The sequence below is a fragment of the Streptomyces sp. NPDC012466 genome (assembly GCF_042955215.1).
In the GTDB taxonomy this organism is placed as follows: domain Bacteria; phylum Actinomycetota; class Actinomycetes; order Streptomycetales; family Streptomycetaceae; genus Streptomyces.
In genome coordinates this window covers 334768-361168 of sequence record NZ_JBIBEQ010000003.1, presented here as the reverse complement: position 1 = coordinate 361168, position 26401 = coordinate 334768, and the positions used below count along the sequence as shown (strand labels likewise).

The following is a 26401-nucleotide window of genomic DNA, read 5'->3' as shown; positions in this document are numbered from 1 at the left end:
CCCGTAATACACCGCCTGTCGACGGATCTAGCTTGCGCTCATGGTCACATCAACCCATGAGACCTCGCACCGGATCTTCCAGGACCATCCGGAGGTGCTCAGTCCCGCCTTCGAGGCATTGGGGTTACCGCCGCCCGCGAAAGCGATCATCGAGGCGCTCACCCCCGACGCCACGGAGGTCAAACCGCTGGAACGTCGCGTCGACACGGTGCTGAAGGTCGAACCGTCCGACGGCGACGGCTTCCTGATCGCCATCGAGGCCCAGACCGCTCGATCACGCGACAAGGGCTCCAGCTGGTCCTACTACGTGGCGTACCTGCGCGCGAAGTTCGATCTGCCGGTCCTGCTCGTCGCGGTCTGCCGTAACCGGGCGACCGCGGCTTGGGCAGCCGGTCCGTTCGAGAGCCGCGTCGGTACCTGGACGACTCAGGTCACACGGCCCTTCGTACTGGGACCGGACAACGTACCCGAGATCACCGACGAATCCGCGGTGGCCCGGGAACCGGCGTTGGCCACCTTCTCGGCCATCGTGCATAGCGAGAGCGAAAACGCGCCCGCCATACTGGACATGGTGGCCCGCGGCATGCGGGCGTTCGACAAGGCAACAGCGAAGTACTGGTGTGAATGGCTTGAAGTCGGGCTGGAGGACACCCCGGTCCGGGACACATGGAGAGAGCTGGAGAAGATGGTCGGCACTTACTTCCCGGGCAGGGGAACCCTTTTCGAGGAGACGTACCTCGAGGGCAAGGCCGCAGGCATTGCTGAAGGCAAAGCTGAAGGCAAAGCTGAAGGCAAAGCTGAAGATCGCGTCACTTTGATCCTGCGCGTACTGAACAAGCGCGGTATCGACGTCTCCCAGGACACCCGCGACCGCATCACCACGTGCACCGACCTCGACACCCTCACCCTCTGGTTCGACCGCTCCCTGACGGCCACCACGGCAGAGGACCTGTTCACCGCGGAGTGACAGACGGCCATCGGCCAGAACAGGGTGGCCGCGCATGTGCCGCCGACCGCGGCCAGGGGCAGGGCGGCGAGGCCGAACCAGATGAATGCGGGGCGGACGGTCAGAGTCTGCTCGGGCGCGTCCGCCGACGCCCGCCGCCACCACCGCACCGGCTCCCGCGGCGACGACCTTACGGCGTGTCAGATCCCGTTCGTGGTTCGGCCCTTGGGCCGTCTCCTGTCCCGTCATGGGAGGGAACCTAGGGAGCGCGCCTGTCAGGAGCCTGGGTACGAGCTGGGGAGGAGCCCTGGGTACGACAGTGGCCCGGAACCGGCGACGGTTCCGGGCCACTCCCGAGGGATCGCCTACTTCGGCTGCGGCTTGCGCACCGACAGGTGCAGCTCCTTCAGCCGCGCCTCCTCCAGCTCCGTCGGCGCGCCCATCATCAGGTCCTGGGCGTTGCCGTTGAGCGGGAAGGCGATGGTCTCACGGATGTTGGGCTCGTCGGCGAGCAGCATCACGATGCGGTCGACGCCCGGGGCGATGCCGCCGTGCGGCGGGGCGCCGAAGCGGAAGGCGCGCAGCATGCCCGCGAACTTCTCCTCGACGGTCTCGCGGTCGTACCCGGCGATCTCGAAGGCCTTGAGCATGATCTCCGGCTCGTGGTTCCGGATCGCGCCGGAGGACAGCTCGACGCCGTTGCACACGATGTCGTACTGCCAGCCGAGGATGTCCAGCGGGTCCTGGGTCTCCAGGGCTTCCAGACCGCCCTGCGGCATGGAGAACGGGTTGTGCGAGAAGTCGATCGCGCCGGTCTCCTCGTCCTTCTCGTACATCGGGAAGTCGACGATCCAGCAGAACCGGAAGACGTTCTCCTCGAAGTGCCCGGCACGCTTGGCGGCTTCCACCCGCACCGCGCCCATGATCTTGGAGACCTCGTCGAACTCGCCCGCGCCGAAGAAGACCGCGTGGCCGGCCGCGAGCGACAGGCGCTTGGTCAGCTCGGCGACGTTCTCCTCGGTGAGGAACTTCGCGATCGGGCCGGACAGCGAGCCGTCCTCGCCGACCCGGACCCAGGCCAGGCCCTTGGCGCCCTGCGAGACGGCGTAGTCGCCGAGCTGGTCGAAGAACTTGCGGGGCTGGCCGGAGACGTCCGGCACGGGCAGGGCCCGTACGTGCTTGCCGGCGAACGCCTTGAACTCCGAGCCCTCGAAGATGTCGGTGATGTCGACGAGTTCGAGCTGGGCACGCAGGTCGGGCTTGTCGGAGCCGTACTTCAGCATCGCCTCGCGGAACGGGATCCGCGGGAACGGCGAGGTGACGTGGCGGCCCTTGCCGAACTCCTCGAACAGCTCGGTCATGAGCTTCTCGACGGGCTGGAAGACGTCCTCCTGCTCGACGAAGCTCATCTCGATGTCGAGCTGGTAGAACTCGCCCGGCGAGCGGTCGGCACGCGCGTCCTCGTCACGGAAGCAGGGCGCGATCTGGAAGTAGCGGTCGAAGCCGGAGATCATCAGCAGCTGCTTGAACTGCTGGGGTGCCTGGGGAAGGGCGTAGAACTTGCCCGGGTTCAGGCGGGACGGGACGACGAAGTCACGGGCGCCCTCGGGGGAGGTCGCCGAGAGGATCGGCGTGGCCATCTCGTTGAAGCCCAGCGCCGTCATCTTGTGGCGGATCGCCGAGATGACCGACGTGCGCAGCAGGATGTTGCGGTGCATGCGCTCGCGGCGCAGGTCCAGGAAGCGGTACTCCAGGCGCCGCTCCTCGTTGACCCCGTCCTCGGTGTTGATCGTGAAGGGCAGCGGCTGAGCGGCACCGAGCAGCTCGACCTCGCCCACCTCGACCTCGACCTCACCGGTCGGCAGCTCGGGGTTGATGTTCTCGGCGCCCCGGGAGACGACCTTGCCGTCGACACGGACGGTCGACTCCTTGGAGAGCTTGTCGAGAGCCTCGTAGGAGGGCGTGCCGGGACGGGCCACGAGCTGCGTGATGCCGTAGTGATCGCGCAGATCGATGAAGAGGATGCCGCCCAGGTCGCGCCGATTGTGCAGCCAGCCACTCAGCCGGACGTCGCTGCCGACGTCAGAGGAGCGGAGCTCGCCGCAGGTGTGGGACCTGTACCGATGCATCGTCGTTCATCCAGTCTTCGCTGATCGGGGTCTGTGTTTCACGTGAAACTGGTCCCCAGCGTACCGGGCAGGCGAAGACCGGCTCTCCACAGTTATCGATCGAGCACGCGCACACCGTCGTTCGGGCGCAGGTCCGCCATGGGTGGCAGTGTTCGATCGCGTCTTCTTAAAGTAGGGCAATGCGCACTGGCGAGCCTCTGCCCGCCGTGGGGGAGGCTCTCGCCGCCCTCGCGACCGGCTTGTGGCACTGGGACACCGCCACCGGGCTGGTCACGGTCGACGCCGAGGCGGCCCGGTTGCTCGGGCTGCCCGCCGAGCAGGTCAGCCTCACGGAGGCCCAGGCCCGGGCCCGGCTGCACCCCGTCGACTGGAACGAGATCACCGGTGTGATCCAGCTGGCCGTCTCCGAGGGCACCCTCGCGGAGGTCCGAATCCGGATCATGGACGAGCAGGGCCGGGTCGTCCGCGTCGTCCGCAGCCGCTCCAAGCCGTCCTTCGACCGGGCCCGTAAGGCGTACCGGCTGATCGGCACGCTCCAGGAGGTCACCGAGCCGACGCCGGGCACCCCGGCCGGGCGCAGCGCGGTCACCGGGGACTGGCGGCGCTCGCGGGAGGCGTTCCTGCTGGACGCGGGCCGGGCGCTGGCCGAGGCGCGCTCCACGCAGGAGGTTCTTCGGGTCACGGCCAATCTGTCGATGCCCGGGTTCTCGCCGGACGGACTGGCGGTGTTCGGCGTCTCGGGCGATCGCCTGACGATCATCGGCCACCACGGGCAGCAGCGGGGCACCGAGAGCCCCTTCTCGGAGATGCCGCTGGACACGGACTACCCGGCCGCCGAGGTGGTGCGGACCGGCCGGGCCGTCTATCTGTCCTCCGCCGAGCAGTACAAGGCCCGCTATCCGCTGACCTGGCCGCTCGCCGAGCGCTTCGGACGCCGGTCCTGGGCGTTCCTGCCGCTGACCGTGGCCGGGCGCACGATGGGCGCGTGGATGGCGGCGTTCACCTACCCGGTCGCGTTCACCCCGGACGAGCGGTCCGTGCTGGCGACGGTGGCGCGGATGCTGGCGCAGGCCCTGACCCGGGCGGGCGTGGCCGAGAGCGAGCGGGCACTGACCGACGGGCTCCAGCGCACGATGCTGCCGAAGCTCGGCCCGCAGCGCATCCCGGGCATGAGCGTGGCCGCCCGCTACGTCCCCACCGGCGGCGGGCTCCAGGTCGGCGGCGACTGGTACGACGTGATCCCGCTGCCCAGCGGGCGGTTCGCCCTGGTCATCGGCGACGTCCAGGGCCATGACGTACGGGCGGCGGGGCTGATGGGCCAGCTGCGGATCGCCCTGCGGGCCTACGCCTCGGAGGGGCACCGCCCGGACGCGGTGCTCTCCCGCGCCTCCCGTTTCCTGCACGGCATCAGCGACGAGGACCCGGCCGACCCGCGCTTCGCGACCTGTGTGTACGTCGAGGTCGACCCGGCGACCGGGGTGCTGGACATCGCCCGCGCCGGGCACCCGGACCCGGCGATCCGGATGGCCGACGGCACGGTGCTGACCCGTCCGACGTCGGGCGGCCTGCCGCTGGGCATCGACCCGGACGCCGACTACCCCACGACCCGGCTCACCCTGGAAGCCGGCGAGACGATGCTGATCTGCACGGACGGCCTGATCGAGACCGGCGGCCACGACCTGGACACCGGCTGGCGGCGGCTGCGCGTGATCCTGGAGGACCACAAGGGCGACCTGGAGGAACTCGCCGACGCGTTGGTGCAGGCCGTGCACGGGCCGTCCTCGCACCACACCACCGGCCCGCTCGCGGACCGGCGCGAGGACGACATCGCGATGCTGCTGCTGAGCCGGGACGGTGACGGCTGCGGGTGCGGTGACTCGATGGTCGTACGGTCTCCGGTGCGCCGCTCGGTGCTGACCGTCGCGCAGGCCGAGCCCGAGCGGGTCGCGGTCGCCCGGCAGCAGATGCGCGAGCTGCTGCACGACTGGACCTCGCCGGACCAGGTCGACTCGGCCGTGCTGCTGCTGTCCGAGCTGCTGACCAACGTCCTCGTGCACACCGACTCCGACGCGCTGCTGGTCGCCGAGATCACGGGCGGGGTGGGTGAGCGGCGCCTGCGGATCGAGGTCGCGGACGCCGGCGACGACCTGCCGCACAAGCGCAGCCCCGGGGAGCTGGCGTCCTCCGGCCGCGGACTGGTGCTGATCGAACTGCTCGCGCACGCCTGGGGGGTGGAGCCGCGCGGCGAGGGCAAGAGCATCTGGTTCGAGCTCTACGAGCCGGCGGACGGCTCGGGCGCCGGTACCTGGCCGCTGTGACCGGCCCCGGCCGCTGTGACCGGTCCTGGTCGCTGCGCCTGCGCCTGGTCGCTGGAGCGGCCCCCCGCCGCACCGGCGTCAACAATCCGACACCAATCCACCCTTTCGTGTGACCGCCGGGTGAGTGACGACGACGTTCCCCGCACCGCCTGCACGATGAGTGCCCTGGCCGAATCCCGACCGCAGGCAAGGAAGTCGCATGGGCAAGTCCGCATCCCGGGAAGACCGGGACAAGAGGTCCTCGTTCTCGGTGTCGTACGAGGGCAGCGGCCAACGCGACCCCTCCACCCACGTCAAACTGGGTCGCCTCTCGTACAAGGGTCCCGCCACCGCCGTGGTGGCGCTCGCCCTGGTGGCCGCCGGGGGCGTGGTCGCCTACCGGTTGCTCGACGGTCGGGGCGATGCCGGCGGCACGGGGGCAGGGCCGGGTACGAGCGTGACGTCCGGCGCCGGTGCGACGTCGGACCCGAGCACGACGGCCGCGACCACGGGCGGCACGACGGATCCGGCGCCCGCCACGTCCGGCCCGCCCGCTTCACCGCCCGGCGGCGCGACTCCGGCGGCCGACGGCGGAGCGGGAGCGGCGGTGGTGCGGGAGCACCGCAAGGTGGTGCTGCGGTCCGCGTCGAGTGTGGACCTCGACTTCACCAAGCAGTTCTCCGACATCACCTTCACCATGCCGTCGAACGGCAACGGCTGGACCCTCGCCGGCGACAGCGGCGATCTCGCCACCGTGGACGGCCCGGCGACCGCCGAGAGCTGCGCCGCGGCCACCCGGTTCGGGTTCACCATCGATCAGAAGAACATCCGCAGGGGGCTCACCGCGTGCGTGCTCACCGACGAGAACCGGGTCGCCGCCCTCACCGTCCTCGGCTGGCAGAAGAACGGTGAGGGCCTGTCGTCCATCACCATGGACGTCACCACCTGGGAGAACTCCGAGGCGGGGTGATCCGCGTCAGTCCTGCGGACCGCTCGCGGTCATGCCGTGCACCGCGGGCACCGTGCCCAGGCGGCCCTTCTGGAAGTCCTCGAAGGCCTGCATGAGCTCGTCCTTGGTGTTCATGACGAACGGACCGTAGTGGGCCATGGGCTCGCGGATGGGCTGTCCGCCGAGCAGGACGACCTCGAGGTCGGGCGTGTGGGAGTCCTGCTTCTCGTCCGCACGGACGGTCAGCGAGGAGCCCGCGCCGAAGACGGCCGTCTGCCCCATGTGCACCGGGCGGCGCTCGGCGCCGACGCTGCCGCGGCCGGCCATGACGTACGCCAGGCCGTTGAAGTCCTCGCGCCACGGCAGGGTGAGTTCCGCACCCGGAGCAACCGTCGCGTGGATCATCGTGATCGGCGTGTGCGTGATGCCGGGACCCTGGTGCCCGTCCAGCTCACCGGCGATGACCCGCAGCAGCGCGCCGCCGTCGGGGGTGCTGAGCAGCTGGACGGAGCCGCCGCGGATGTCCTGGTAGCGCGGGGCCATCATCTTGTCCTTGGCCGGGAGGTTCACCCACAGCTGGAGGCCGTGGAAGAGCCCGCCGGACACGACGAGATGCTCGGGTGGGGCCTCGATGTGCAGGAGACCCGAGCCCGCGGTCATCCACTGGGTGTCCCCGTCGGTGATGGTGCCGCCACCGCCGTTGGAGTCCTGGTGATCGAAGATGCCGTCGATGATGTAGGTGACGGTCTCGAAGCCACGGTGGGGGTGCCACGGCGTGCCCTTGGGCTCGCCCGGCGCGTACTCCACCTCGCCCATCTGGTCCATCATGATGAACGGGTCGAGATGGCGGTAGTTGATCCCCGCGAACGCCCGGCGGACCGGGAAGCCCTCGCCCTCGAAACCGCTCGGAGCGGTCGTGACGGCCAGCACGGGACGTGCCACGGCATCGGCAGACGCGGTCACGCGGGGCAGCGTCAACGGGTTCTCGACGGTCACTGCAGGCATGTCGGTTCCTCCTCGTGTACGCCCAGTTTAGTTGAGCGTTGAACTTTCTGCCACCCAGAACAGAGAAATCCGGGAGGGCATTCCCGACCGGGCGACGGCGCAGCGAACCACGGCGGACCGGCATGACGAAAGGCCGTCACCCCGCTGCGGGGTGACGGCCAACCGGCGCGACATGAAACTCGCTACGGCCTGGAGGTCGTCCTGGACGGCCTGGCCCTGCGCCTGCCGAGTGAGCCGGGGAGGCTAGCCGTACATCCGGCGCATCGCGAACTCGACCATCTGCTCCACGGCCTTCGCGTCGAACACCATGCGGTGATCGCCCTCCATGTCGAGGACGAAGCCGTAGCCGGTCGGCAGCAGGTCCAGCACCTCGGCACCGGTGATCACGAAGTACTTGGACTCCTTGCCCGCGTACCGGCGCAGTTCCTTGAGGGTGCTGAACATCGGGATCACCGGCTGCTGGGTGTTGTGCAGCGCGAGGAAGCCGGGGTTGTCGCCGCGCGGGCAGTAGACCTTCGACGTCGCGAAGACCTGCTGGAAGTCCTCGGCGGCCATCTGCCCGGTGGTGAACGCCCGCACCGCGTCCGTGAGGGAGGGCGGGGACGGCTCGGGGTACAGCGGCGGCTGCTGCCCGTACCCGCCGGACATCGGCTGCTGCGGAGGGGCGTACTGCCCTTGCGGGCCCGCTGTCTGGTCGTAGCCGTACATGAGCGCAAGAGTACCGAGAGCGGCCGGGCGATCGGGCCGGTACGGCAGGCCCGGCAAACCGACAGCGACCTGACAGCACCGTCTCTGTGGATCGCCGCGCCCGCCGCTCGTAGCGTCGATCCATGAACGGACGCCATGACGAGGGCCCGCACGAACACGACAGAGGCCTTTCCTACGATCTGCCCGTCCTCGCCCGCCGCCGGATGATCCGGCTGATGGCGGGCGTGAGCCTGGTCCCGCTGGCGGGCTGCACCACGCCGGAGAAGACCACGGCGTCCCCCTCCTCCTCCCCTTCCTCCGCCTCCGCCGGGTGCGCGGAGATCCCCGAGGAGACGGCCGGGCCCTTCCCCGGCGACGGCTCGAACGGCGTGAACGTCCTGAAGGAGAGCGGGGTCGTCCGCGGCGACATCACCAGCAGCTTCGGCGACTCCGCGGGCGGCACGGCCGAGGGCGTTCCCCTGACGATCACCTTCACCGTGGTGGACGCGGCCTCCCGCTGCGGGACGCCGAAGGAGGGCGCCGCCGTCTACCTCTGGCACTGCGACCGGGACGGCGCCTACTCCCTGTACTCCGAGGGCGTCACCGAGGAGAACTACCTGCGGGGCGTCCAGGAGACGGACGAGAAGGGACAGGTCACGTTCACGAGCATCTTCCCCGGCTGCTACCCGGGCCGCTGGCCGCACGTTCACTTCGAGGTCTACGGCAGCCTGGCCGACGCCACCGCCGCCACGTCGATCACCAACACCTCGCAGCTCGCCTTCCCGAAGGACGTCTGCGATGCCGTGTACGCCACGGACGGCTACGGCGCCAGCGTGCGGAACCTGAGCAGCCTGGCCCTGGAGGACGACGGCGTCTTCGGCGACGGCCACGAGCGGCAGCTGGCGAGGGTGACGGGCAGCACGGCGGACGGCTACACCGCGGTCTTGACCGTTCCGGTGTGACCTGTCACAGATGACCGGATGGGGTTGCGTCTTATTACTGGCGGGTAGCATCATCGTAGCTACTTGTTGGTACGTGAACTAGCGCGAGGAGCCAGTGCCTCGCCGATCTCTCTAGGGAGCCGGGAGCCGTCGCCATGGGGCACTACAAGTCGAATCTCCGCGACATCGAGTTCAACCTCTTCGAAGTACTCGGGCGCGACAAGGTGTACGGCACCGGCCCGTTCGAGGAGACGGACGTCGAGACCGCGAAGAGCATCCTGGAGGAGATGACCCGCCTCTCGGAGAACGAGCTGGCCGAGTCCTTCATCGACGCCGACCGCAACCCGCCGGTCTTCGACCCGGAGACCAACACGGCGCCGGTCCCGGCCTCCTTCAAGAAGAGCTACCAGGCCTTCATGGACTCCGAGTACTGGCGTCTCGGCCTGCCCGAGGAGATCGGCGGCACCACCTCGCCCCGCTCCCTCATCTGGGCCTACGCCGAGCTCATCCTGGGCGCCAACCCGGCCGTGTGGATGTACTCCTCGGGCCCCGCCTTCGCCGGCATCCTCTTCGAGGAGGGCAACGAGGTCCAGAAGCACATAGCCAAGGTCGCCGTGGAGAAGCAGTGGGGCTCCACGATGGTCCTCACCGAGCCCGACGCGGGCTCCGACGTGGGCGCCGGCCGCACCAAGGCCGTGCAGCAGGAGGACGGCTCCTGGCACATCGAGGGCGTGAAGCGCTTCATCACGTCCGGTGAGCACGACATGTCGGAGAACATCCTCCACTACGTGCTGGCCCGCCCCGAGGGCGCCGGCCCCGGCACCAAGGGCCTGTCCCTCTTCCTCGTCCCGAAGTACCTCTTCGACTTCGAGACCGGCGAGCTGGGCGAGCGCAACGGCGTCTACGCCACCAACGTCGAGCACAAGATGGGCCTGAAGGCCTCCAACACGTGCGAGATGACCTTCGGCGACCAGCACCCCGCCAAGGGCTGGCTGATCGGCGACAAGCACGACGGCATCCGCCAGATGTTCCGCATCATCGAGTTCGCCCGCATGATGGTCGGCACGAAGGCGATCTCCACGCTGTCCACGGGCTACCTGAACGCGCTGGAGTACGCCAAGGAGCGCGTCCAGGGTCCCGACCTCGCGAACTTCATGGACAAGACCGCGCCCAAGGTCACCATCACCCACCACCCCGACGTGCGCCGCGCCCTCATGACGCAGAAGGCGTACGCGGAGGGCATGCGCGCCCTGGTGATGTACACCGCCTCGATCCAGGACGCGATCCAGATCAAGGAGGCCGCCGGCGAGGACGCCTCCGCCGATCACGCGCTCAACGACCTGCTCCTGCCGATCGTCAAGGGCTACGGCTCCGAGAAGGGCTACGAGCAGCTCGCCCAGTCGCTGCAGACCTTCGGCGGCTCCGGCTTCCTGCAGGAGTACCCGATCGAGCAGTACATCCGGGACTCCAAGATCGACACCCTCTACGAGGGCACCACGGCGATCCAGGGCCAGGACTTCTTCTTCCGGAAGATCGTCCGCAACCAGGGCGCCGCGCTGAACTCCCTCGCCGAGGACATCAAGAAGTTCCTCGCCCTCGGCACGGGCGGCGAGGAGCTGGCCGGTGCCCGCGAGCACCTCGCCAAGGCCGCCGTCGAGCTGGAGGCCATCGTCGGCCTGATGCTGACCGACCTCGCGGCCACCGAGCAGGACGTCAAGAACATCTACAAGGTCGGGCTCAACACCACCCGCCTGCTGATGGCCTCCGGTGACGTCGTCGTCGGCTACCTGCTGCTCAAGGGCGCCGCGATCGCCGCCGAGAAGCTGGAGACCGCCTCCGCCAAGGACAAGGCCTTCTACACCGGCAAGATCGCCGCCGCGAAGTTCTTCGCCGCCAACGTCCTGCCGGGCGTCACCCTGGCCCGCAAGGTCGCCGAGGGCGTCGAGCTGGACCTGATGGAGCTGGACGAGGCCGCGTTCTAGGCCCTCACGTCCTCCGCACGAGGGCCTGTTCCCTTCCCAGGGGAGCGGGCCCTCGTCCGTCGTTAAGGTGAACCCATGACCGAACCAGCCCGCTTCGACCGCGGCCACACCGACGACCTCATGACCTTCCTGGCGGCGAGCCCGACGCCGTACCACGCCGTGGCCACCGCCGCCGAACGGCTGGAGAAGGCGGGCTTCAGGCAGGTCGCCGAGACGGACGCGTGGGACGGGACGAGCGGCGGCAAGTACGTGCTGCGCGGCGGCGCGATCGTCGCCTGGTACGTGCCGGAGGGCGCCGCACCCCACACACCGTTCCGGATCGTCGGCGCCCACACCGACTCCCCCAATCTGCGCGTCAAGCCGCTCCCCGACAGCGGGGCGCACGGCTGGCGCCAGGTGGCCGTGGAGATCTACGGCGGACCGCTGCTGAACTCCTGGCTGGACCGCGATCTGGGCCTCGCGGGCCGGCTGACCCTGCGCGACGGCTCGACGCGCCTGGTCAACGTCGACCGGCCGCTGCTGCGGGTCCCGCAGCTCGCCATCCACCTGGACCGCTCGGTGACGGCCGACGGCCTCAAGCTCGACAAGCAGCGGCACATGCAGCCGGTGTGGGGCCTCGGCCGCGACGTCCGCGACGGCGACCTGATCGCCTTCCTGGAGGAGACGGCCGGCATCCCGGCGGGCGAGGTCACCGGCTGGGACCTGATGACGCACTCCGTGGAACCGCCCGCCTACCTGGGCCGTGACCGCGAGCTCCTGGCCGGGCCGCGCATGGACAACCTGCTGTCGGTGCACGCCGGCACCGCGGCCCTCGCGGCCGTCGCCTCGTCGTCGTCGCAGCCGGCCTCCATCCCGGTCCTGGCCGCGTTCGACCACGAGGAGAACGGCTCCCAGTCGGACACCGGCGCGGACGGACCGCTGCTCGGCAACGTGCTGGAACGCTCGGTGTTCGCCCGTGGCGGCTCCTACGAGGACCGGGCCCGCGCCTTCGCCGGAACCGTCTGCCTGTCCTCCGACACCGGCCACGCCGTCCACCCCAACTACGCGGAGCGGCACGACCCGACGCACCACCCGCGCGTCAACGGCGGCCCGATCCTCAAGGTCAACGTCAACAACCGCTACGCCACGGACGGTTCGGGCCGCGCCGAGTTCACGGCGGCCTGCGAGGCGGCCGACGTGCCCTTCCAGTCCTTCGTCTCCAACAACTCCATGCCCTGCGGCACCACGATCGGCCCGATCACCGCCGCCCGGCACGGCATCAAGACCGTCGACATCGGCGTGGCCATCCTGTCGATGCACAGCGTCCGCGAACTGTGCGGCGCCGACGATCCGTTCCTCCTCGCCAACGCGCTGACGGCATTCCTGGAGAGGTAGAACAGAGCCTTACCGCATGGGTGTTCGCCGCGGGGGTACCCGGTGTTCGGGACCGGAACGACCGGACCGTACAGGGAGGCGACACTCATGGGCCTCGGCGGATGCATCATCCTCATCGCCGTGGGAGCCATCCTCACGTTCGCGACCGACTGGGACATGCAGGGGGTCAACCTCGACCTGGTCGGCATCATCCTGATGATCGTCGGACTGATCGGCGTCACCACGTTCAGCAGCATCGCCCGGCGTCGGCGCGTGGTCGTGCCCCCCACGACGCAGGTCGTCGAAGACCCGGCGGCACACCACCACCGCCGCGACGGCTACAGCGACGGATACGGGGTCTGACGCCCGGGGCTCTCAGGCGTCCGGCCCGGCCGGCACCAGGGACAGCCGGTCCGTCCCCGCTTCGGTGAGGCGGACGGGTATGTCCCAGTCCTGCCGGTGGACATGGCAGGCGGGGTAGGGGTTCGACGGATCGTCGTCGCAGGTGGCGGCCATCGCGGAAATGTGCAGCACGCCCTCCGGCACGGAGGGGTCCAGGTCGAGGGCGCGGGACGGATCGGTCCCCGCGCCCTCACCGCCGCGCAGCAGCTCCGGCGGGGTGGAGGAGACGAGCAGACGGGTCGAGGGCCCGTGGCGAAGGTCGGGTTTCCGTCCCGCCGGGGTCCGGAAGATCACGTCCACCCGGAGGCGTCCGGGGGCGACTTCGGTCGCTTCCCGCCGCGTGCGGTGAGCGGGCTCGGGCCCCTTCACCACCTCCCCCGGCAGCCGCAGCCGGGTCAGCCGGTGCCGGGCCGACTCCACGACCACGATGTCCTCGCCGGCGAGCACCGCGGCCGACGGTTCCCGCAGGTCCGTGGCCAGCGTGGTGACCTCGCCGGTCACCGGGTCGTAGCGCCGCAGGGCGTGGTTGTAGGTGTCGCTGACCGCGACCGAGCCGTCCGGCAGGGCCGTGACGCCCAGCGGATGCTGCAGCAGGGCTTGTTCGGCGGCGCCGTCGCGGTGGCCGAAGTCGAACAGACCGGTGCCGACGGCGGTGTGCACGGAACCGTCCGGCTCCACCCAGCGCAGGGCCGACGTCTCCGAGTCGGCGAGCCACAGCCGTTCGGGCGTGGCGGCGAGGCCGGAGGGCTGCGCGAACCAGGCCTCGGCACCCGGCCCGTCGACCAGCCCCTCGTTCGTGGTCCCGGCCGTGACGGCCACCGTCCCCTCCTCCGGGTCGTACGCCCACAGCTGATGAACACCGGCCATGGCGATCCACACCCGGCCCTGCCACCAGGCGACGTCCCAGGGGGAGGAGAGGCCGACCTCGCGGGCCGGGCCCGAGGTGGGTGAGCCGCGCCACCACTGCCGGCCCGTACCGGCGACGGTGGTGACCTCGCCGGTGACGAGGTCCAGCCGCCGCAGGGCGTGGTTGACGGTGTCGGCGACGACCACCGAGCCGTCGTCGAGCAGGGTGAGCCCCTGTGGCTCGTTGAAGGTGACGGTGCCGCCGGCCCCGTCCGCGAACCCCCGCTCCCCGGACCCGATCCGCCGCACCACGCTCTCCCCGTCCCCGGCGAGTTCCACCAGCTGATGCCGGGTGGTGTCGCTGACCAGGAAGTTCCCCGACGGCAGCAGCAGGGCCTTCCCCGGGAACCGCAGCACCGTCGGCTCCGGCTCCGGCGCCACGTACGGCCCGTCCCCGCGCCGCAGCGTCCCCTTCGCCGTGTGCTCGGCCTCCAGCTCCCCGACCAGCCGCTCGATGGCGTGCACATGCCCCTCACCGGAGTGCCGCGCGACGACGTACCCCTCGGGGTCGATCACCACCAGCGTCGGCCAGGCCCGCACGGCGTACTGCTTCCAGGTGACCAGCTCGGGGTCGTCCAGCACCGGGTGCTCCACCCCGTAACGCTCCACGGCGTCGACGACCGCCCGGTGCTCGGCCTCGTGCGCGAACTTCGGCGAGTGCACCCCGATGACGACGACCGTGTCCCGGTGCCTCTCCTCCAGGTCACGCAGTTCGTCGAGGACGTGCAGGCAGTTGATGCAGCAGAAGGTCCAGAAATCCAGGATGCCAATCCGCCCCCGCAGCTCGGGAAGGGGGTACTGCCGCCCGTGTTCAGCCAGCCGCCCTTGCCGATCAGTTCGGGGGCGCGGACGCGGGAGCGGCGGGGCATCGGCTGTTCCTGGTCGCTCATGGTTCCAGTGCATGGAGAGACCCAGAGCATTCGAACTTAGATTTCAGACATAGAACACATGATCCCCCTCTTTTTGCATATCTGCATTTAATAGATGATCTTGCTCAAACGTATGCCAAACTCGAGCGACGATTGGCACGAGGCGGGGGAGCCACCATGTCAGCACAGGCCCCGACGTTCGGCGAGGAACTACGCCGACGAAGGAACGAGTCCGGTAAGTCGCTGACAGACATGGAACGCCTCGTCCATGCGACGAGGTCGCACCTGAGCAAGATCGAACGGGGCCACCGCAACCCCAGCATCGAACTCGCCCGCGCCTGTGACGCCAAGCTGCGCGCGGACGGTCAACTCCTCGCCCTGCTGCCCGCTGCGGCACGGACGCGGGAGGAGCGCCCCGCCTCGCGCGACGGCGTGCCGTGGTCGCTGAGTGTGTCCGTCGCCGGCGAGAGCACCTTCACGGCCTGCGACCCCAAAGCCCTCGCCGACGGTCATGCCTCATCGGCCATGGCTCACTGGGTGGTCGCACCGGGCTGCAGGGAGGCAGCCTCGATGGAGGTGTCGCTCCCCGTGTTCCACGCCGTCTTCGAGGAATACCGCCGACTCGGCCAGTGCTCCGGCCCTGCCCTCGTGATCCCGCTGAGCAGCACGGCCACCGGGGCACTACGCGGCCTCGCCCACAGCACCGCGCCTGCGAGCCGCGCCGCCGTGCTCCGGCTCGCCGCGCGCTTCGCCGAGTACACGGGCTGGATGTGGCAGGAGGCGGACGACGACCGGGCCGCCCGCTGGTGGACCGAGCAAGCGGCCCATCTGGCCGCCTCCTGCGGCGATCACGAGATGGCCGCGTACTCGCTGCTGCGTCAGGCTGAACTGGCTCTCTACCAAGGCGACGCGCAGACCACCGTGGACCTCGCGGAGGCGGCCGGTCGGCAGGCGCGCGGCCTGCGGACCAGGGGACTGGCCGCACAACGCGAGGCCCAGGGCTACGCGCTCATGGGCAGCGAGACGCAGTGTCGGCGCGCTTTGGACCGCGCAGCCGGACTCGTAGACTCCGCCCGAACGTCGACGGACGACGGCCCCGCCCTGGGCGGTACCCACCTCCCCGACCTCGCCGCCTTCGTCGCGGCCTGGTGCCTGCGGGAACTCGGCGAGTCCGATGCCGCCGTCACCCTGCTCGACTCGGGTCGGGACACCATCGCTCCGCACGCCCTACGAGCCCGTGCCCGCCACGGCGCCCGGCTGGCCCTGGCCCTCGCGGACGCCGATGAGGTCGACCGGGCCTGCACGGTGGCCCGATCGGTCGCCCAGGACGTGCAAACCACCGACTCCGCCACCGTACGGGCCGACTTGCGGCAACTCAGGTCGTCGCTGGCCACCCGGCGGAAACATCCCGCGGTCCGCGACATCCTGCCGGTCATCGCCACGAGCCTGCGCGGGGCCCGGACCAGCTGAAAGGCCTGCACCGCCGGGCCCGGCCGCGACAGCCGCCCGGGCGGCCACCGACGGCAACCCCGGGACCTGTGTCCTGTTGGCACCGGAAGTGTCAACAGGCAACGCGTTGACCGCCCGCACAGCGGCTGAAAATGTCGAATTCAGCCCCCGCCGGTACCACTTCGACGGCCCTTCCCGACCCGTCCGCGGAGCACACGGCTCCCGGTATCCGCCCAGCCCACCCGGACCTGCCGGGCGCGCACCCTTTCACGAAACGAGGAACAGCATGGCTCCGCGTGTCTTCGTCAACTTCCGTCGGGCGGACACCGGTACGACCGGTCCGCACCTCGACACCGCGCTTCGGCACGAGTTCGGTGAGCAGGAGGTGTTCCGGGACCAACGGTCAATCGGGAAAGGCACCCACTTCCCTGCCGAGATCAAGGGTGCCCTGCGCAAGTGCGACCTCCTACTCGCGGTCATGGGTCATCGGTGGGCATCGGTAACGGACGACGACAACCGCCGCTGCATCGACAACCCGGAGGACTGGGTCCGCAAGGAGATCGCCTTGGCCCTCGACTGGAACATCACCGTCCTCCCCGTCCTGGTCGACGGCGCGGACATGCCCGATGCCTCAGAACTCCCGGAGGAAATCCGGGAGCTGACAAGCCATCAGTGTGTGTTCTTCCGGCCCCATCAAGAACACATCGACTTCCCTCCGCTCTTCGAGGCCGTCCACAAGGCGGTGCCCGACCTGCGCCGCAGGCGGCCGCGCGGGCCCCAGGGCGACGGCGGCGGAGCGACCTACCGCATCGAGCGATTTGACCACGGCTCGGCGAACTTCGGCGGCAACGGCAACACAGCGAACACGTACAACTCCGACCCCGAGGAAGACGACGAGGAACGCTCATGAGCACGACTGACGACGTCCCTACGCCCGGCGCCCCGGGCCCCGAACCCGCCCCCGAGACGAGACCGGACGCCCCACTCGCCGAGCACGAAGAGCCTTCCGCGCCGGACGGCGCCGCCTCGGACGTGGACTCCGGCGAGCGGACCGGTACCGGCCCGGACGGTGAAGGACGGCAGGACGAAGAGGCCGGCGAGTCGCCCGACCGGCCGCCGGACGAGGGCGAGTCCCTGCGGCCGTCCAGGCCGCAGGGACGCGACGCGGAGGACCGGTACCGTGCCGAGACCGTGTCCTCCGCCGCCTTCAATGAGGCGTTCAACAACGCCATGTCCTTCGGTGGCAACGCCTACACCCTGAACGTCGGTACGGCCAAGGGCATCGAAGTACAGCGCATACGCCTCGAAACCGCGGAGACGGCACGGCAGCATCAACTGCACCACCCGGTCCCCCAACAGAAGCGGATGGTCGAAACGCTGCGGGACCACCACCTCGTCGCCCTGGTCGGACCGGCGGGCAGCGGACGCGAAGGCACCGGCACATTCCTGCTGGCCGACCGATGCGGCAGCGACCGGGTCGCCGTCCTACACAGTGCGGACACCGACCTGCTGCAAGCCCTGGTCGCGCAGGCCCGGCGCTGCCTGAAGCACGGGGACGGCGTCTTGGTCGGTCTGGGCACCCGGCGCCCCGGCCAGAGCACGCTCAAGGCGCTCAGCCTGCTCGCCCGCGAACACGGGGCGTACGTCGTCCTGGTCGTCGAGGACACCCGGACCGGCGACGATCTCCCGGCCCCGTACGCCCTTCGGCACCAACGCCCGGAGCTCAGGCCGGTGCTGGACGCCCACCTTCGCTCCGCGCTCGAAGCGCATCGCGCCCGATGTACGGAGCGCGACCGCTGCGACCGTGCTCGGGTACGCCGGTTCGCGGACGAGGTGCTGGACGACCCGCGGGTCGGCGGCAAGCTCGACGCCGCCCGCACGGTCGACTGGGTCACGTCCTTCGCCCGGAACATCGCCGGGTGTCTGCACGGTCCCGAGGACGCCCTGGACATCCTTCTCGACACCCCTCACGAGGACTTACGGAGTCTTGCCAGGAGGTTTCTGAAACTGTCGGAGCCGCACAGTGCCGAAGGAGAACCGTCCGCCTGGGAGGCCGAGACTCACCACCAGGCCGTGCGGATCTCCTACGTCCTCGGACACGACCTGCCGCTGTCCGACGTCCTGCGGATGGGCACGCGGCTGAGCGCCGAGATGCTGCGCGCCGAGTACCGCGAGTCGGCACCCGCGCGGCCCGTCTTCGAGCTGGACCTGGACCGGCTGGTCGCGCCGGGCATGGGCATCGCAGCCGACCCCGGCGCCCACTTGTCCGACAACCCCCGCCGTGCCCGGCTCACGGACCCGGAGCTGATGCCGGCGGTCGTCGAGGTGATCTGGCACGGATTCGGCTGGCTCCGCGACCCGCTGGTGGCCTGGCTGCGGGCCCTGGCCGACGACCGTCTGGAACGGGTCGGTTCCCGGGCCGCCATGATTGTCGGCCAGCTGCTCCGGCACGATTTCGACGGCGTCTACCGAGACGTGGTGAAGGACTGGGCGCGCAGCCCTTCCGTGCGGGACCGCCGATACGCCGCCACGGCGCTGTCGGTGGCGATGGCGGCCAATGATCCCCAGCTCACAGCCCAGGTCGGCCGTCAGGTACGGGATTGGGCCGGCAGCCCCCGTCCGCAACTCCAGGACAGCGCCGCGCGGGTTTACGGGACGCAGGTGGGCGCCCAAGACGTGCCGGGCACCCTGCGGGCCCTGCAAGACCTGGCCGGAAGGCCCGCGCTCGACCCCTACGCGTCCGTCGCCTACTCGACCGCGACGCTGTTCCTCGCCGAAGGCGGGGCGGAGCCCGTCGGCGAGGCCCTCGGCCGATGGATCCGTTCGGATGACGGTCATCTGCCGCGCCACGCGGTCCGCACTCTGCTGGTCCTTGGTCCCCTGGCCGCCGGACCCGAGCTGCCGTCTCGTCCGACGCTCGCGCACCAGGCGATGGAGGCTGTCGGGCGCGAGGAGACCCTCATGCTGCTGTGGCAGCGCGCGCTGATCGATCCGGCCCACTCGGGACAGGCATGGCAACTGCTGCGCGACTGGCTGGTGGCAGCAGACGACGACGAGGAACTGACGCTGTTCTTGGAGAAGTTCGCACTCCGGATCTGGCTGCCCGAGGACCGCCGTGCGCTCTTCCACTTGCGCCGGTGGACGCGCCAGCTGCCGGACGCCCGGTTGGTGGCCCGGCTGCTGCGTGCCCTGGGCGGCCGTTGACCCCAGGCGTACCACGTCCCGCCTTCTCCCAGCCGCACCACTCGACCCGGCACACGGCACCCGAAAACAGACAGTTTTACAGGAGGATCGACATGGCACGGCGCAAAGGCCTGTTCGCCACGCTGCGCGAGGCGTGGCGCACCTGGCGACGGAATCGGTACGACGACACCTTCAAGGAGGAGCCGGAGACCGGCTTCGACGAGGGGGACGAGACCGCTCCCCAGCCCCACCGCAGGAAGGTTTTCGTGCAGTCCCTGCCCCCGGAGACACCGCTCTCCATGGCGGCACGGGACGACGTCTTCTCCTACGAGGTGTTCCCGACGTTCCAGTGGAACAGCTCGGCGATGTCCCGGGAGACGCTGAGGGAGCGCGTCGTACACCACGAGGCGACCGCACGCGAGGAACTGCTGCGGGTGGGCTGGTCGGCCGCCCGCGACTGCGACCCGGCCGACCCGGTCGCCGCGGAGCGCGCGATCAACGAGAAGCTGTCGGTCGACGGCAACTGGTGCTTCGACGACACCGAGGGACTCATCCGGTGCACGCCCTCGGTCCGGGTCCGGGTCGACCCCGCCCTGCGCGATCACGTACTGCCGCACCGCCTGCACGAGCTGACGCTCCGGGAGACGCAGCGCCTGGAACTGATCAAGGCGGAGCGGGCGCGGGAGCTCACTGAGGCGTGGCTGAAGGTGATCAGCGAACTGGAGCTGATCGGCGAACTCGACGCCCACCAGAGGCGTCTGCTGGTCCCGTTCGCGGCCACACTGGCCGACCAGGACTTCCGCAAGGTGATGGAGGGACTGCGCAGGCAGCGTCGTACGAGCGTCGACGCGCTGATCACCACGCTCGAGGGAGCGCGCGGCGCTCATCAGGAGGCCGGGTTGTTCGAATTCGCCGATGCCTACGACAAGGCGATCAGCGCATTCCGCCGGGAAATGGGGCTCAGCGAGTCCTCTTGGATCGAGGACGCCATCGCGCCCGACGGGTCGGCGCTGTGAGCGCCGCACGTGCTGCCCGGCAGGGGCGACACCACGGTTCCACCGGCCTGCCCACCCGGCCGCCGGCACCAGACCGCCGTGGTCGGAGGCTTATCGCCGCCGTCGCGGTGGTGGGCATCCTGACGGCCACCACCGTGCTCACCGGCTGCGACGAGGACGATGAAAGAGCCGGATGCGCCTGGACGAAGACCCAGGCGCCCACTGCGGAAGCCGGGAGCACCGTCGTCCTCGTCGACGGCTCGGCGTCCGTGCACGTCAAGAAGGCCGGGGCCCGAGGTCCCGACTACGGGCGGACGGTAGACGAACTGCTCGGCAAGGAGGACGAACAGGGGGAGACCGTCTCCATCGGTACCTTCGGCGGGCCCGCGGGAGACGTCGTGTGGACGGTGCAGGAGCGGCCAGGCGACTGGAAGGAGAGCAACGAAAACCCGCGTAACCAGGAGCTGAACCGCCAGGCCGCGAACGGCTGTCTCCGAGACGACCTCGCCACGGCCCAGCGGACCCGGCCCGTCGACGGGGGCACCGATGTCCTCGCCGCTCTGGCGGCGGGAGCCGAGATGCTCAGCGGCGCCAAGGGCGAACGACGACTGCTCGTGCTCAGCGACGGACTGTCCACCGCAGGCTGCGCCGACCTGCGGGGGGCACGGTTCGGCTCACCGCAGGACTTGAAATCCATCGTCTCGGTATGTGACGCACAGGGGGAGTTCAGCGAGCTCCCCCATCTGTCAGGGGTGAAGGTCACATTCGTCGGCCTGGGGCACTCCGCAGGTGGCCAGCCCTCCGCCGATACGGCCCAACGAGCCTGGCTGCGCAAGCTGTGGACCACGCTGTGCGGGCGGGCCGGCGGCACCTGCGACGCTGAGGACGCCTCCGTCATGGCGGAGTCACCCGCCCCGGCTGGGCCGGGTTCCCCCGACGAGCCGACGGTGGGCTACGGGGACAGCCGGTCACGGACGATCACGTTGCCGGGAGCCGCCCTGTTCGACACGGACTCGCCGCGGCTGCGGCCGGCGGCTGTCCCCACGCTCGCCGACGTCGCCGCGACGGCACGCACCACTCCCTCCCTCGACCGGGTCGTAGTCAACGGCTACGTCGACCCGCGCGGCGGCAGTGGCAACGACCGTGAGCTGTCCCAGGACCGTGCCGACTCGGTGCGGGAGGTCCTCGTCGACCACGGGGTGCCCGCTTCCCGTGTGACGGCACACGGCCGCGGCCGGTCGCCAGGCTGCCCCAAGGAGAAGGCCGTCACCGACATGACCCGGGCGCAGCGGTTGCAGTGTGACCGTCGCGTGGACGTCGAGATCATCCGGAAGTGAGGCGAGACAGACCGCCATGAAAGTGAACAGCAGCAACGGTTCGCCGCATGGGGGCGCCCGCGAGGCGCCGATACCCTGCCCCAAGTCGTTCCTTCCCCTCGTCAGCCCGGACGGGCCCCGGCCCGCCGGGCGGTCGGCCGACCCAGTGGAGAACCGGGAACAGGCCGTGCTGATGCGGGCCTTCGCCCAGGCCAACTCCGGACTGGCCAAGGCGCAAAGGCAACTCGGGGACCTGGGGACCGCCTTGGTCGAGACGTTCCAGTCTGCGCTGACCGCGATCGACGCCGTGGAGCGTTACGCGGTCGGCCGGTCGGCTGGAGAGGCCCGGAACCGGGTCGGTGCTGTGCGGGTGCGGCACACCTCCGACGGGCCAGAGGGGCTGCGCCGCAGCCCACGGCCCTGGTCGTGGCTTCAGTGGGTGATGCTGGGGCTGAGCGCCTTGTTCGACCTGCCCTTCGTCGGCCAGGCCACGGCACAGGCCCTGAGCGTCGGCCCGGGCGGCCTGTGGCAGAACGTGGTCTACGGCTTCGCCTTCCTGGTCGCCCTGGGGGTGTCCGCACTCCAGTTCGCACTGAGTTGCTGGCTGGCGAGATCGCTATTCCGGCTGCGAGTTCGCGCCGGTCACCGGACCGAACGGGTACGACGTGCGCCGTGGCCCGCCCTGCGGCACGCGCTGCGGCTGGACGGCCCCCGCACCGAGACCCGGCGGCCGGATGACCTGCCCTGGTCCGCTCCGGTCCTTCCGGTTCTCGCCAACCTGCTGCTGCTCGGCCTGCTCGCCACGACCGCCTACACGCGCACGGACCAGAGCAACCCGCTGGCCTTTGACACGGCCGGCACGGTGATGGCCGTCTTCCTCATCGTCGCGCTCGGCCTCGCCACCTCGGCGACGGCCGTCCTGGCGCACAACCCCTGCGCCGAGGCCGACAGGTCGGCGACGGACACGGTGTCCGACGCCGAGGAAGACGCGAACCGACTCGTGTCCGAGGCGAGGCAGCGGCTCGTCTCGCACAGCACCTCCTGGCACCGGCTGCGCTCCGCCCTGGAGCAGACGGAGGCCGACGCGCATCGCACCGTGGACGACGCCTGCGTTCTGATCGTCGAGGAGCGGTCCGACAGCGGCGTCGCAGGCACCCTGAGGCTGCCGTTGCGCGGCTACGCATGGCCGAGTGCCGGGGACTCGGACCCGGCCGGGAATGACAGCAGAACCACCCTGCCACGTCTGCGCCTGGAAATACTGGAGCACAGCGACGGTCTGCTGGAACGGTACGCCCCGAGTCTGCTGGAGAACTGGCTGGAGGACACCGTCGGGGAGCTCAACACACAGTTCTCACTGCCGGACATCGCCCCTCCCGTCGCTGCGGCACCGGAAGACGAGCCACCCGGAACCCGGCGTGCGGAGCAAGAGCCGCCCAGCACGCCGTCCGGGCCGGACAAGGCACCCGCCGCATGACGGGTGGCCCAGGCCTCGACGAACAGCGCCTCAAGCACCTGGAGATGCTCCAGAGCGTGATAGCCCGGCTCGGCAACAACTCATTCTTGATCAAGGGCTGGTGCATCACGCTGAGCGGCGTGTTCGTCGCGGTCGCGGACCGGAGTCGGGGTTGCGAAACGGTCCCCGTGGCTTTGGCCCTAGCCGTCGGCTTTTGGCTGCTGGACGGCTACTACCTCAGGCAGGAGCGCCTTTTCCGCGCCCTCTACGAGAGGGTCGTCAGCGACGGGGGCGACCTGCCGCCCCCGTTCACCATGGATGCCGAGCGCTACGGGGGCCCTGTGTCATGGTCCGCCGTGCTGCTGTCCCGGCCGATGCTGTTCTGCTACGGCGTGCTGGCCGTCGCCAACAGTTTGCTGCTCGTTTTTCTGGGCTGACACATGCCGGGCCGCCGGAAGCCGGTTCACCGACCGGCCGTGCGGGACGACCAGGGCCACCTGTCCCGGCCCGGCCGTCGGCTCCCGCTCGCGACCGGCGGCGTCCAGGGCAGCAGGAGGCCGTCGCCATGGCGCCGCGGCACCAAGTGGACGTGCATGTGAGGCACGGTCTGCGTGGCGGCGGCGCCCCGCGACGTGATGACGTTGCAGTCGCCCGCCTCGGCCGCGAGTTCCGCGACGCGCCGCATCGTCGCCGCGGACACCAGCGGGTCCGCCGCCACGTCCGGGACGTGCGTCTTGGGCAGCACCAGCACATGCCCCGACGTGACGCCCCCGCCATGGGGCAGGATCGCCAGCGCATCCGACCAGTCGCGCAGCACCCGGGCAGGTGCGAGCCCGCGCACGATGCGGCAGAACGGGCACGTGACCCCGGCGGGTGGGCCGCCAGTGGCTGGCTCCTCGGGAAGATCGCGGTCTTCTGCGGCCGGGTGCATGGTCTCTCCAGGGTGCGGATGTGGCGGCTGCTCACCGTCACCGTACGGTCGCCGTGAACGATCCGGGCTCGAGGCCGGGCCCTGCCGGACACGCCTCGGCCCTTCGGCCTAGCCGTTGCGTTTCCGGGCCGGTGGCGGGGAAGCCCTGGTCTCATGAGATTCCTCGTGTACGACCGGCTCCTCGGCTTCGGTGACGACTACTGGATCGAGGACGACCACGGCAGCAAGGTGTTCCTCGTCGACGGCAAGGCGCTGCGGCTGCGGGACACCTGGGAGCTGAAGGACGCCCAGGGCCGCGTCCTCGTCGACATCCACCAGAAGATGCTCGCCCTGCGGGACACGATGGTGCTCCAGCGGAGCGGGGAGCCGCTGGCGACGATCCGCAGGAAGCGGCTGTCCCTGCTGCGCAACCACTACCGGGTGTCCCTGGCCGACGGCAACGAACTCGACGTCAGCGGGAAGATCCTCGACCGGGAGTTCGCCGTCGAGTACGACGGGGAGCTGCTGGCGGTGATCTCCCGGCGGTGGCTGACCGTGCGGGACACCTACGGCGTGGACGTCGTCCGCGAGGACGCGGATCCCGCGCTGCTGATCGCCGTGGCCGTGTGTGTGATCCACCTGGCGGAGAAGGAGCGGGAGGGCTGAGCCGCCGGAGAGCCCGTCCCAGGGCCGGGTCCGTCCTTCAGGGGCGGCGGGGAGGCTGGAGGCCCAGCATCCGGTCCTTCAGCGCCGGGAACTGCTCCCGGGTCGTCGCGACCTTCCCCGGGTCGAACTCCACCGTGAGGACCTCCTCGCCGGCGCCGGCCCGGGCCAGCACCTCGCCCCACGGGTCGACCACGATCGAGTGACCGGCCTGGGGAACCCCGGCGTGCGTCCCGGCCGTCGCGCAGGCGATGACGAACGACTGGTTCTCCACGGCCCGCGCCTGGGCCAGCAGCGTCCAGTGGGACCGGCGGCGCTCCGGCCAGCCCGCCGACACCACGAGCGTCTCGGCACCGGCGTCCACGAGACCGCGGAAGAGTTCGGGGAAGCGCAGGTCGTAGCAGGTCGACAGGCCCAGGGTCGTGGCGGGCAGACGCACCGTCACCAGCTCCGTGCCCGCGCCCATCAGCACGGCCTCGCCCTTGTCGAAGCCGAAGCGGTGGATCTTGCGGTAGACGGCGGCCAGATCGCCGGAGGGGGAGAAGACGAGGGAGGTGTTGTACAGGGGGCCGTCGGGATCCCGCTCGGGGATCGACCCCGCGTGCAGCCACACGCCCGCGTCGCTCGCGGCCTTCGCCATCGCCTCGTACGTCGGCCCTTCGAGCGGCTCGGCCTCACGCCCGAACTCCTCGTAGGCGAAGGCACCCGTGGTCCACAGCTCCGGCAGGACGACGAGATCGGCTCCGGCCTGCTCGCGGACCATCGTGACCGCCCGCCGCCGACGCGCTTCGACCGATTCGTCCTCGTTTACGGCGATCTGGATCACAGAGGCGCGCACACTACCACCGTCCTGGCATTCGAGTCGTCCACACGGGCCTACGATCGTCACACGAAAGCACTGCCGGGGTGCCTCACAGCAGCGTAACTTAGCTCGCAAGACGCCCGCCGACAGCCGCCACCTCCCACTGGCAACGCCGCCACCACCAGCCCGTGCACCGACCGCCGAGGGGTCCCGTTCCGTGAGTCTGCATCCCACCCTCCAGCCCTACGCCGACGCCTGGACCCACTCCATCGAAGCGATATCCGAGCTGGTCCAGCCGCTCGTGGAGGCCGAATGGAACCGGCGGACGCCGTGCCCGGGGTGGTCGGTGCGGGACGTGGTTTCCCATGTCATCGGTCTGGACTGCGAGATGCTCGGCGACCCACGGCCCATCCACAGCCTCCCGCGCGACCTCTTCCACGTCACCAACGAGCACCAGCGCTACATGGAGATGCAGGTCGACGTCCGCCGTCACCACACGGCGCCGGAGATGACCTCCGAGCTGGAGTACGTGATCATCCGCCGCAACCGGCAGCTGCGCAACGAGTCGCGTGACCCGGGCACGAAGGTGCGGGGGCCGCTCGGCAGCGAACTCACGCTCGAGGAGTCGATGCGGCGGCACGCGTTCGACGTATGGGTGCACGAGCAGGACCTGCGCACGGCCCTCGGCCGCCCCGGCAACCTCGACTCCCCCGGCGCGCTGGTCGCCCGTGACGTACTGCTCGGCGAACTCCCGCGCGTGGTGGCCGAGGACGCGCAGGCGCCGCGCAGCTCGGCCATCGTCTTCGACGTGCACGGGCCCGTCGAGTTCCTGCGCACGATCCGCGTCGACATCCAGGGCCGCGGCACCCTGGAAACGGCACCGGCCCTCGGCCCGGCCGCGACCCTCACGCTCGACTGGGAGACGTACGTCCGCCTGGCCTGCGGCCGCGTGAGCCCGGAGTCGGTGTCCGACCGCCTGAAGACGGAGGGCGACCCGGAGCTGACGGCGGCCATCCTGAGGCACTTCACGGTGACGCGGTAGGCAGCCGTTCCCGAGCCGCCGGCCCTCCCGCACGGGTGGGCGTGGGGGCACCCTCTGCTCGACCGCGGTCGAGAGCGCGGGGAGCACCCCGTTCCGCCGGGCCGCGCGCCCACCCGGCCCGG

The 26401-nt window shown here is 70.3% G+C and carries 21 protein-coding genes and 1 pseudogene; 16 read left to right on the top strand and 6 right to left on the bottom strand.

Annotated elements, in window-relative coordinates; translation table 11 throughout:
• Window positions 1-40: 40 nt before the first annotated feature.
• On the top strand, window positions 41-967 hold the full coding sequence (locus ACFY9E_RS14035; RefSeq protein WP_390982817.1) for a hypothetical protein: 927 nt from the start codon (window positions 41-43) through the stop codon (window positions 965-967).
• A 344-nt stretch (window positions 968-1311) separates the two neighbouring features.
• On the opposite strand, the gene aspS is transcribed toward ACFY9E_RS14035, so the two are convergent.
• Window positions 1312-3075, bottom strand: coding sequence for an aspartate--tRNA ligase (aspS, locus tag ACFY9E_RS14030; RefSeq protein ID WP_390982814.1), 1764 nt, complete (start codon window positions 3073-3075; stop codon window positions 1312-1314).
• Window positions 3076-3254: 179 nt separating this feature from the next.
• Between aspS and ACFY9E_RS14025 the strand changes: the two genes are divergently transcribed.
• Entirely contained in the window at window positions 3255-5393 is a 2139-nt protein-coding gene (locus tag ACFY9E_RS14025) for a SpoIIE family protein phosphatase (RefSeq protein WP_390982811.1), read from the top strand.
• Between the two features lie 199 nt (window positions 5394-5592).
• Window positions 5593-6342, top strand: a complete 750-nt coding sequence (locus ACFY9E_RS14020; RefSeq protein ID WP_390982808.1) for a hypothetical protein — start codon at window positions 5593-5595, stop codon at window positions 6340-6342.
• A gap of 6 nt (window positions 6343-6348) precedes the next feature.
• Here ACFY9E_RS14020 and ACFY9E_RS14015 read toward each other — a convergent pair whose 3' ends face one another.
• Both ACFY9E_RS14015 and ACFY9E_RS14010 read right to left on the bottom strand, forming a co-directional pair.
• Window positions 6349-7326, bottom strand: a complete 978-nt coding sequence (locus ACFY9E_RS14015) for a pirin family protein (RefSeq protein WP_390982805.1) — start codon at window positions 7324-7326, stop codon at window positions 6349-6351.
• Between the two features lie 243 nt (window positions 7327-7569).
• Window positions 7570-8034, bottom strand: a complete 465-nt coding sequence (locus tag ACFY9E_RS14010) for an SseB family protein (protein ID WP_363121359.1) — start codon at window positions 8032-8034, stop codon at window positions 7570-7572.
• Between the two features lie 122 nt (window positions 8035-8156).
• Between ACFY9E_RS14010 and ACFY9E_RS14005 the strand changes: the two genes are divergently transcribed.
• The 4 genes from ACFY9E_RS14005 (at window position 8157) to ACFY9E_RS13990 (ending at window position 12652) form a co-directional block, all read left to right on the top strand.
• On the top strand, window positions 8157-8975 hold the full coding sequence (locus ACFY9E_RS14005; RefSeq protein WP_390982802.1) for an intradiol ring-cleavage dioxygenase: 819 nt from the start codon (window positions 8157-8159) through the stop codon (window positions 8973-8975).
• Window positions 8976-9109: 134 nt separating this feature from the next.
• Window positions 9110-10936, top strand: a complete 1827-nt coding sequence (locus tag ACFY9E_RS14000; RefSeq protein WP_390982799.1) for an acyl-CoA dehydrogenase C-terminal domain-containing protein — start codon at window positions 9110-9112, stop codon at window positions 10934-10936.
• Window positions 10937-11011: 75 nt separating this feature from the next.
• Window positions 11012-12310, top strand: a complete 1299-nt coding sequence (locus ACFY9E_RS13995) for a M18 family aminopeptidase (RefSeq protein ID WP_390982796.1) — start codon at window positions 11012-11014, stop codon at window positions 12308-12310.
• Window positions 12311-12397: 87 nt separating this feature from the next.
• The gene (locus ACFY9E_RS13990) at window positions 12398-12652 is read left to right on the top strand and encodes a DUF6458 family protein (RefSeq protein ID WP_031137490.1); all 255 of its coding nucleotides are present in this window, start codon (window positions 12398-12400) and stop codon (window positions 12650-12652) included.
• Between the two features lie 12 nt (window positions 12653-12664).
• On the opposite strand, the pseudogene ACFY9E_RS13985 reads toward ACFY9E_RS13990, so the two are convergent.
• A pseudogene (locus ACFY9E_RS13985) lies at window positions 12665-14487 on the bottom strand (NHL domain-containing thioredoxin family protein).
• Between the two features lie 156 nt (window positions 14488-14643).
• On the opposite strand from ACFY9E_RS13985, the gene ACFY9E_RS13980 reads away from it, so the two are divergent.
• The 7 genes from ACFY9E_RS13980 (at window position 14644) to ACFY9E_RS13950 (ending at window position 23299) form a co-directional block, all read left to right on the top strand.
• Window positions 14644-15936 (top strand): helix-turn-helix domain-containing protein, encoded by a 1293-nt coding sequence (locus tag ACFY9E_RS13980; protein WP_390982792.1) that lies wholly within the window; start codon window positions 14644-14646, stop codon window positions 15934-15936.
• A gap of 265 nt (window positions 15937-16201) precedes the next feature.
• Entirely contained in the window at window positions 16202-16825 is a 624-nt protein-coding gene (locus ACFY9E_RS13975; protein ID WP_390982789.1) for a TIR domain-containing protein, read from the top strand.
• Entirely contained in the window at window positions 16822-19119 is a 2298-nt protein-coding gene (locus tag ACFY9E_RS13970) for a hypothetical protein (protein ID WP_390982786.1), read from the top strand. The genes ACFY9E_RS13975 and ACFY9E_RS13970 overlap by 4 nt, the downstream gene beginning before the upstream one ends.
• 92 nt (window positions 19120-19211) lie before the next feature.
• Window positions 19212-20114, top strand: a complete 903-nt coding sequence (locus ACFY9E_RS13965) for a hypothetical protein (RefSeq protein ID WP_390982783.1) — start codon at window positions 19212-19214, stop codon at window positions 20112-20114.
• A gap of 110 nt (window positions 20115-20224) precedes the next feature.
• Window positions 20225-21430 (top strand): OmpA family protein, encoded by a 1206-nt coding sequence (locus ACFY9E_RS13960; RefSeq protein WP_390982780.1) that lies wholly within the window; start codon window positions 20225-20227, stop codon window positions 21428-21430.
• Between the two features lie 16 nt (window positions 21431-21446).
• Window positions 21447-22883: a hypothetical protein gene (locus ACFY9E_RS13955; protein WP_390982777.1), complete on the top strand. Its 1437-nt coding sequence runs from the start codon at window positions 21447-21449 to the stop codon at window positions 22881-22883.
• Entirely contained in the window at window positions 22880-23299 is a 420-nt protein-coding gene (locus tag ACFY9E_RS13950; protein WP_390982774.1) for a hypothetical protein, read from the top strand. The genes ACFY9E_RS13955 and ACFY9E_RS13950 overlap by 4 nt, the downstream gene beginning before the upstream one ends.
• Before the next feature lie 26 nt (window positions 23300-23325).
• On the opposite strand, the gene ACFY9E_RS13945 is transcribed toward ACFY9E_RS13950, so the two are convergent.
• The gene (locus ACFY9E_RS13945) at window positions 23326-23703 is read right to left on the bottom strand and encodes an HIT domain-containing protein (RefSeq protein ID WP_390982771.1); all 378 of its coding nucleotides are present in this window, start codon (window positions 23701-23703) and stop codon (window positions 23326-23328) included.
• A 243-nt stretch (window positions 23704-23946) separates the two neighbouring features.
• On the opposite strand from ACFY9E_RS13945, the gene ACFY9E_RS13940 reads away from it, so the two are divergent.
• Window positions 23947-24438 (top strand): LURP-one-related family protein, encoded by a 492-nt coding sequence (locus ACFY9E_RS13940; protein WP_390982769.1) that lies wholly within the window; start codon window positions 23947-23949, stop codon window positions 24436-24438.
• Window positions 24439-24475: 37 nt separating this feature from the next.
• On the opposite strand, the gene ACFY9E_RS13935 is transcribed toward ACFY9E_RS13940, so the two are convergent.
• Window positions 24476-25273, bottom strand: a complete 798-nt coding sequence (locus tag ACFY9E_RS13935) for a nitrilase-related carbon-nitrogen hydrolase (protein WP_390982767.1) — start codon at window positions 25271-25273, stop codon at window positions 24476-24478.
• A 181-nt stretch (window positions 25274-25454) separates the two neighbouring features.
• Between ACFY9E_RS13935 and ACFY9E_RS13930 the strand changes: the two genes are divergently transcribed.
• Window positions 25455-26279 (top strand): maleylpyruvate isomerase family mycothiol-dependent enzyme, encoded by an 825-nt coding sequence (locus tag ACFY9E_RS13930; RefSeq protein ID WP_390982765.1) that lies wholly within the window; start codon window positions 25455-25457, stop codon window positions 26277-26279.
• The last annotated feature ends 122 nt before the right edge of the window (window positions 26280-26401 follow it).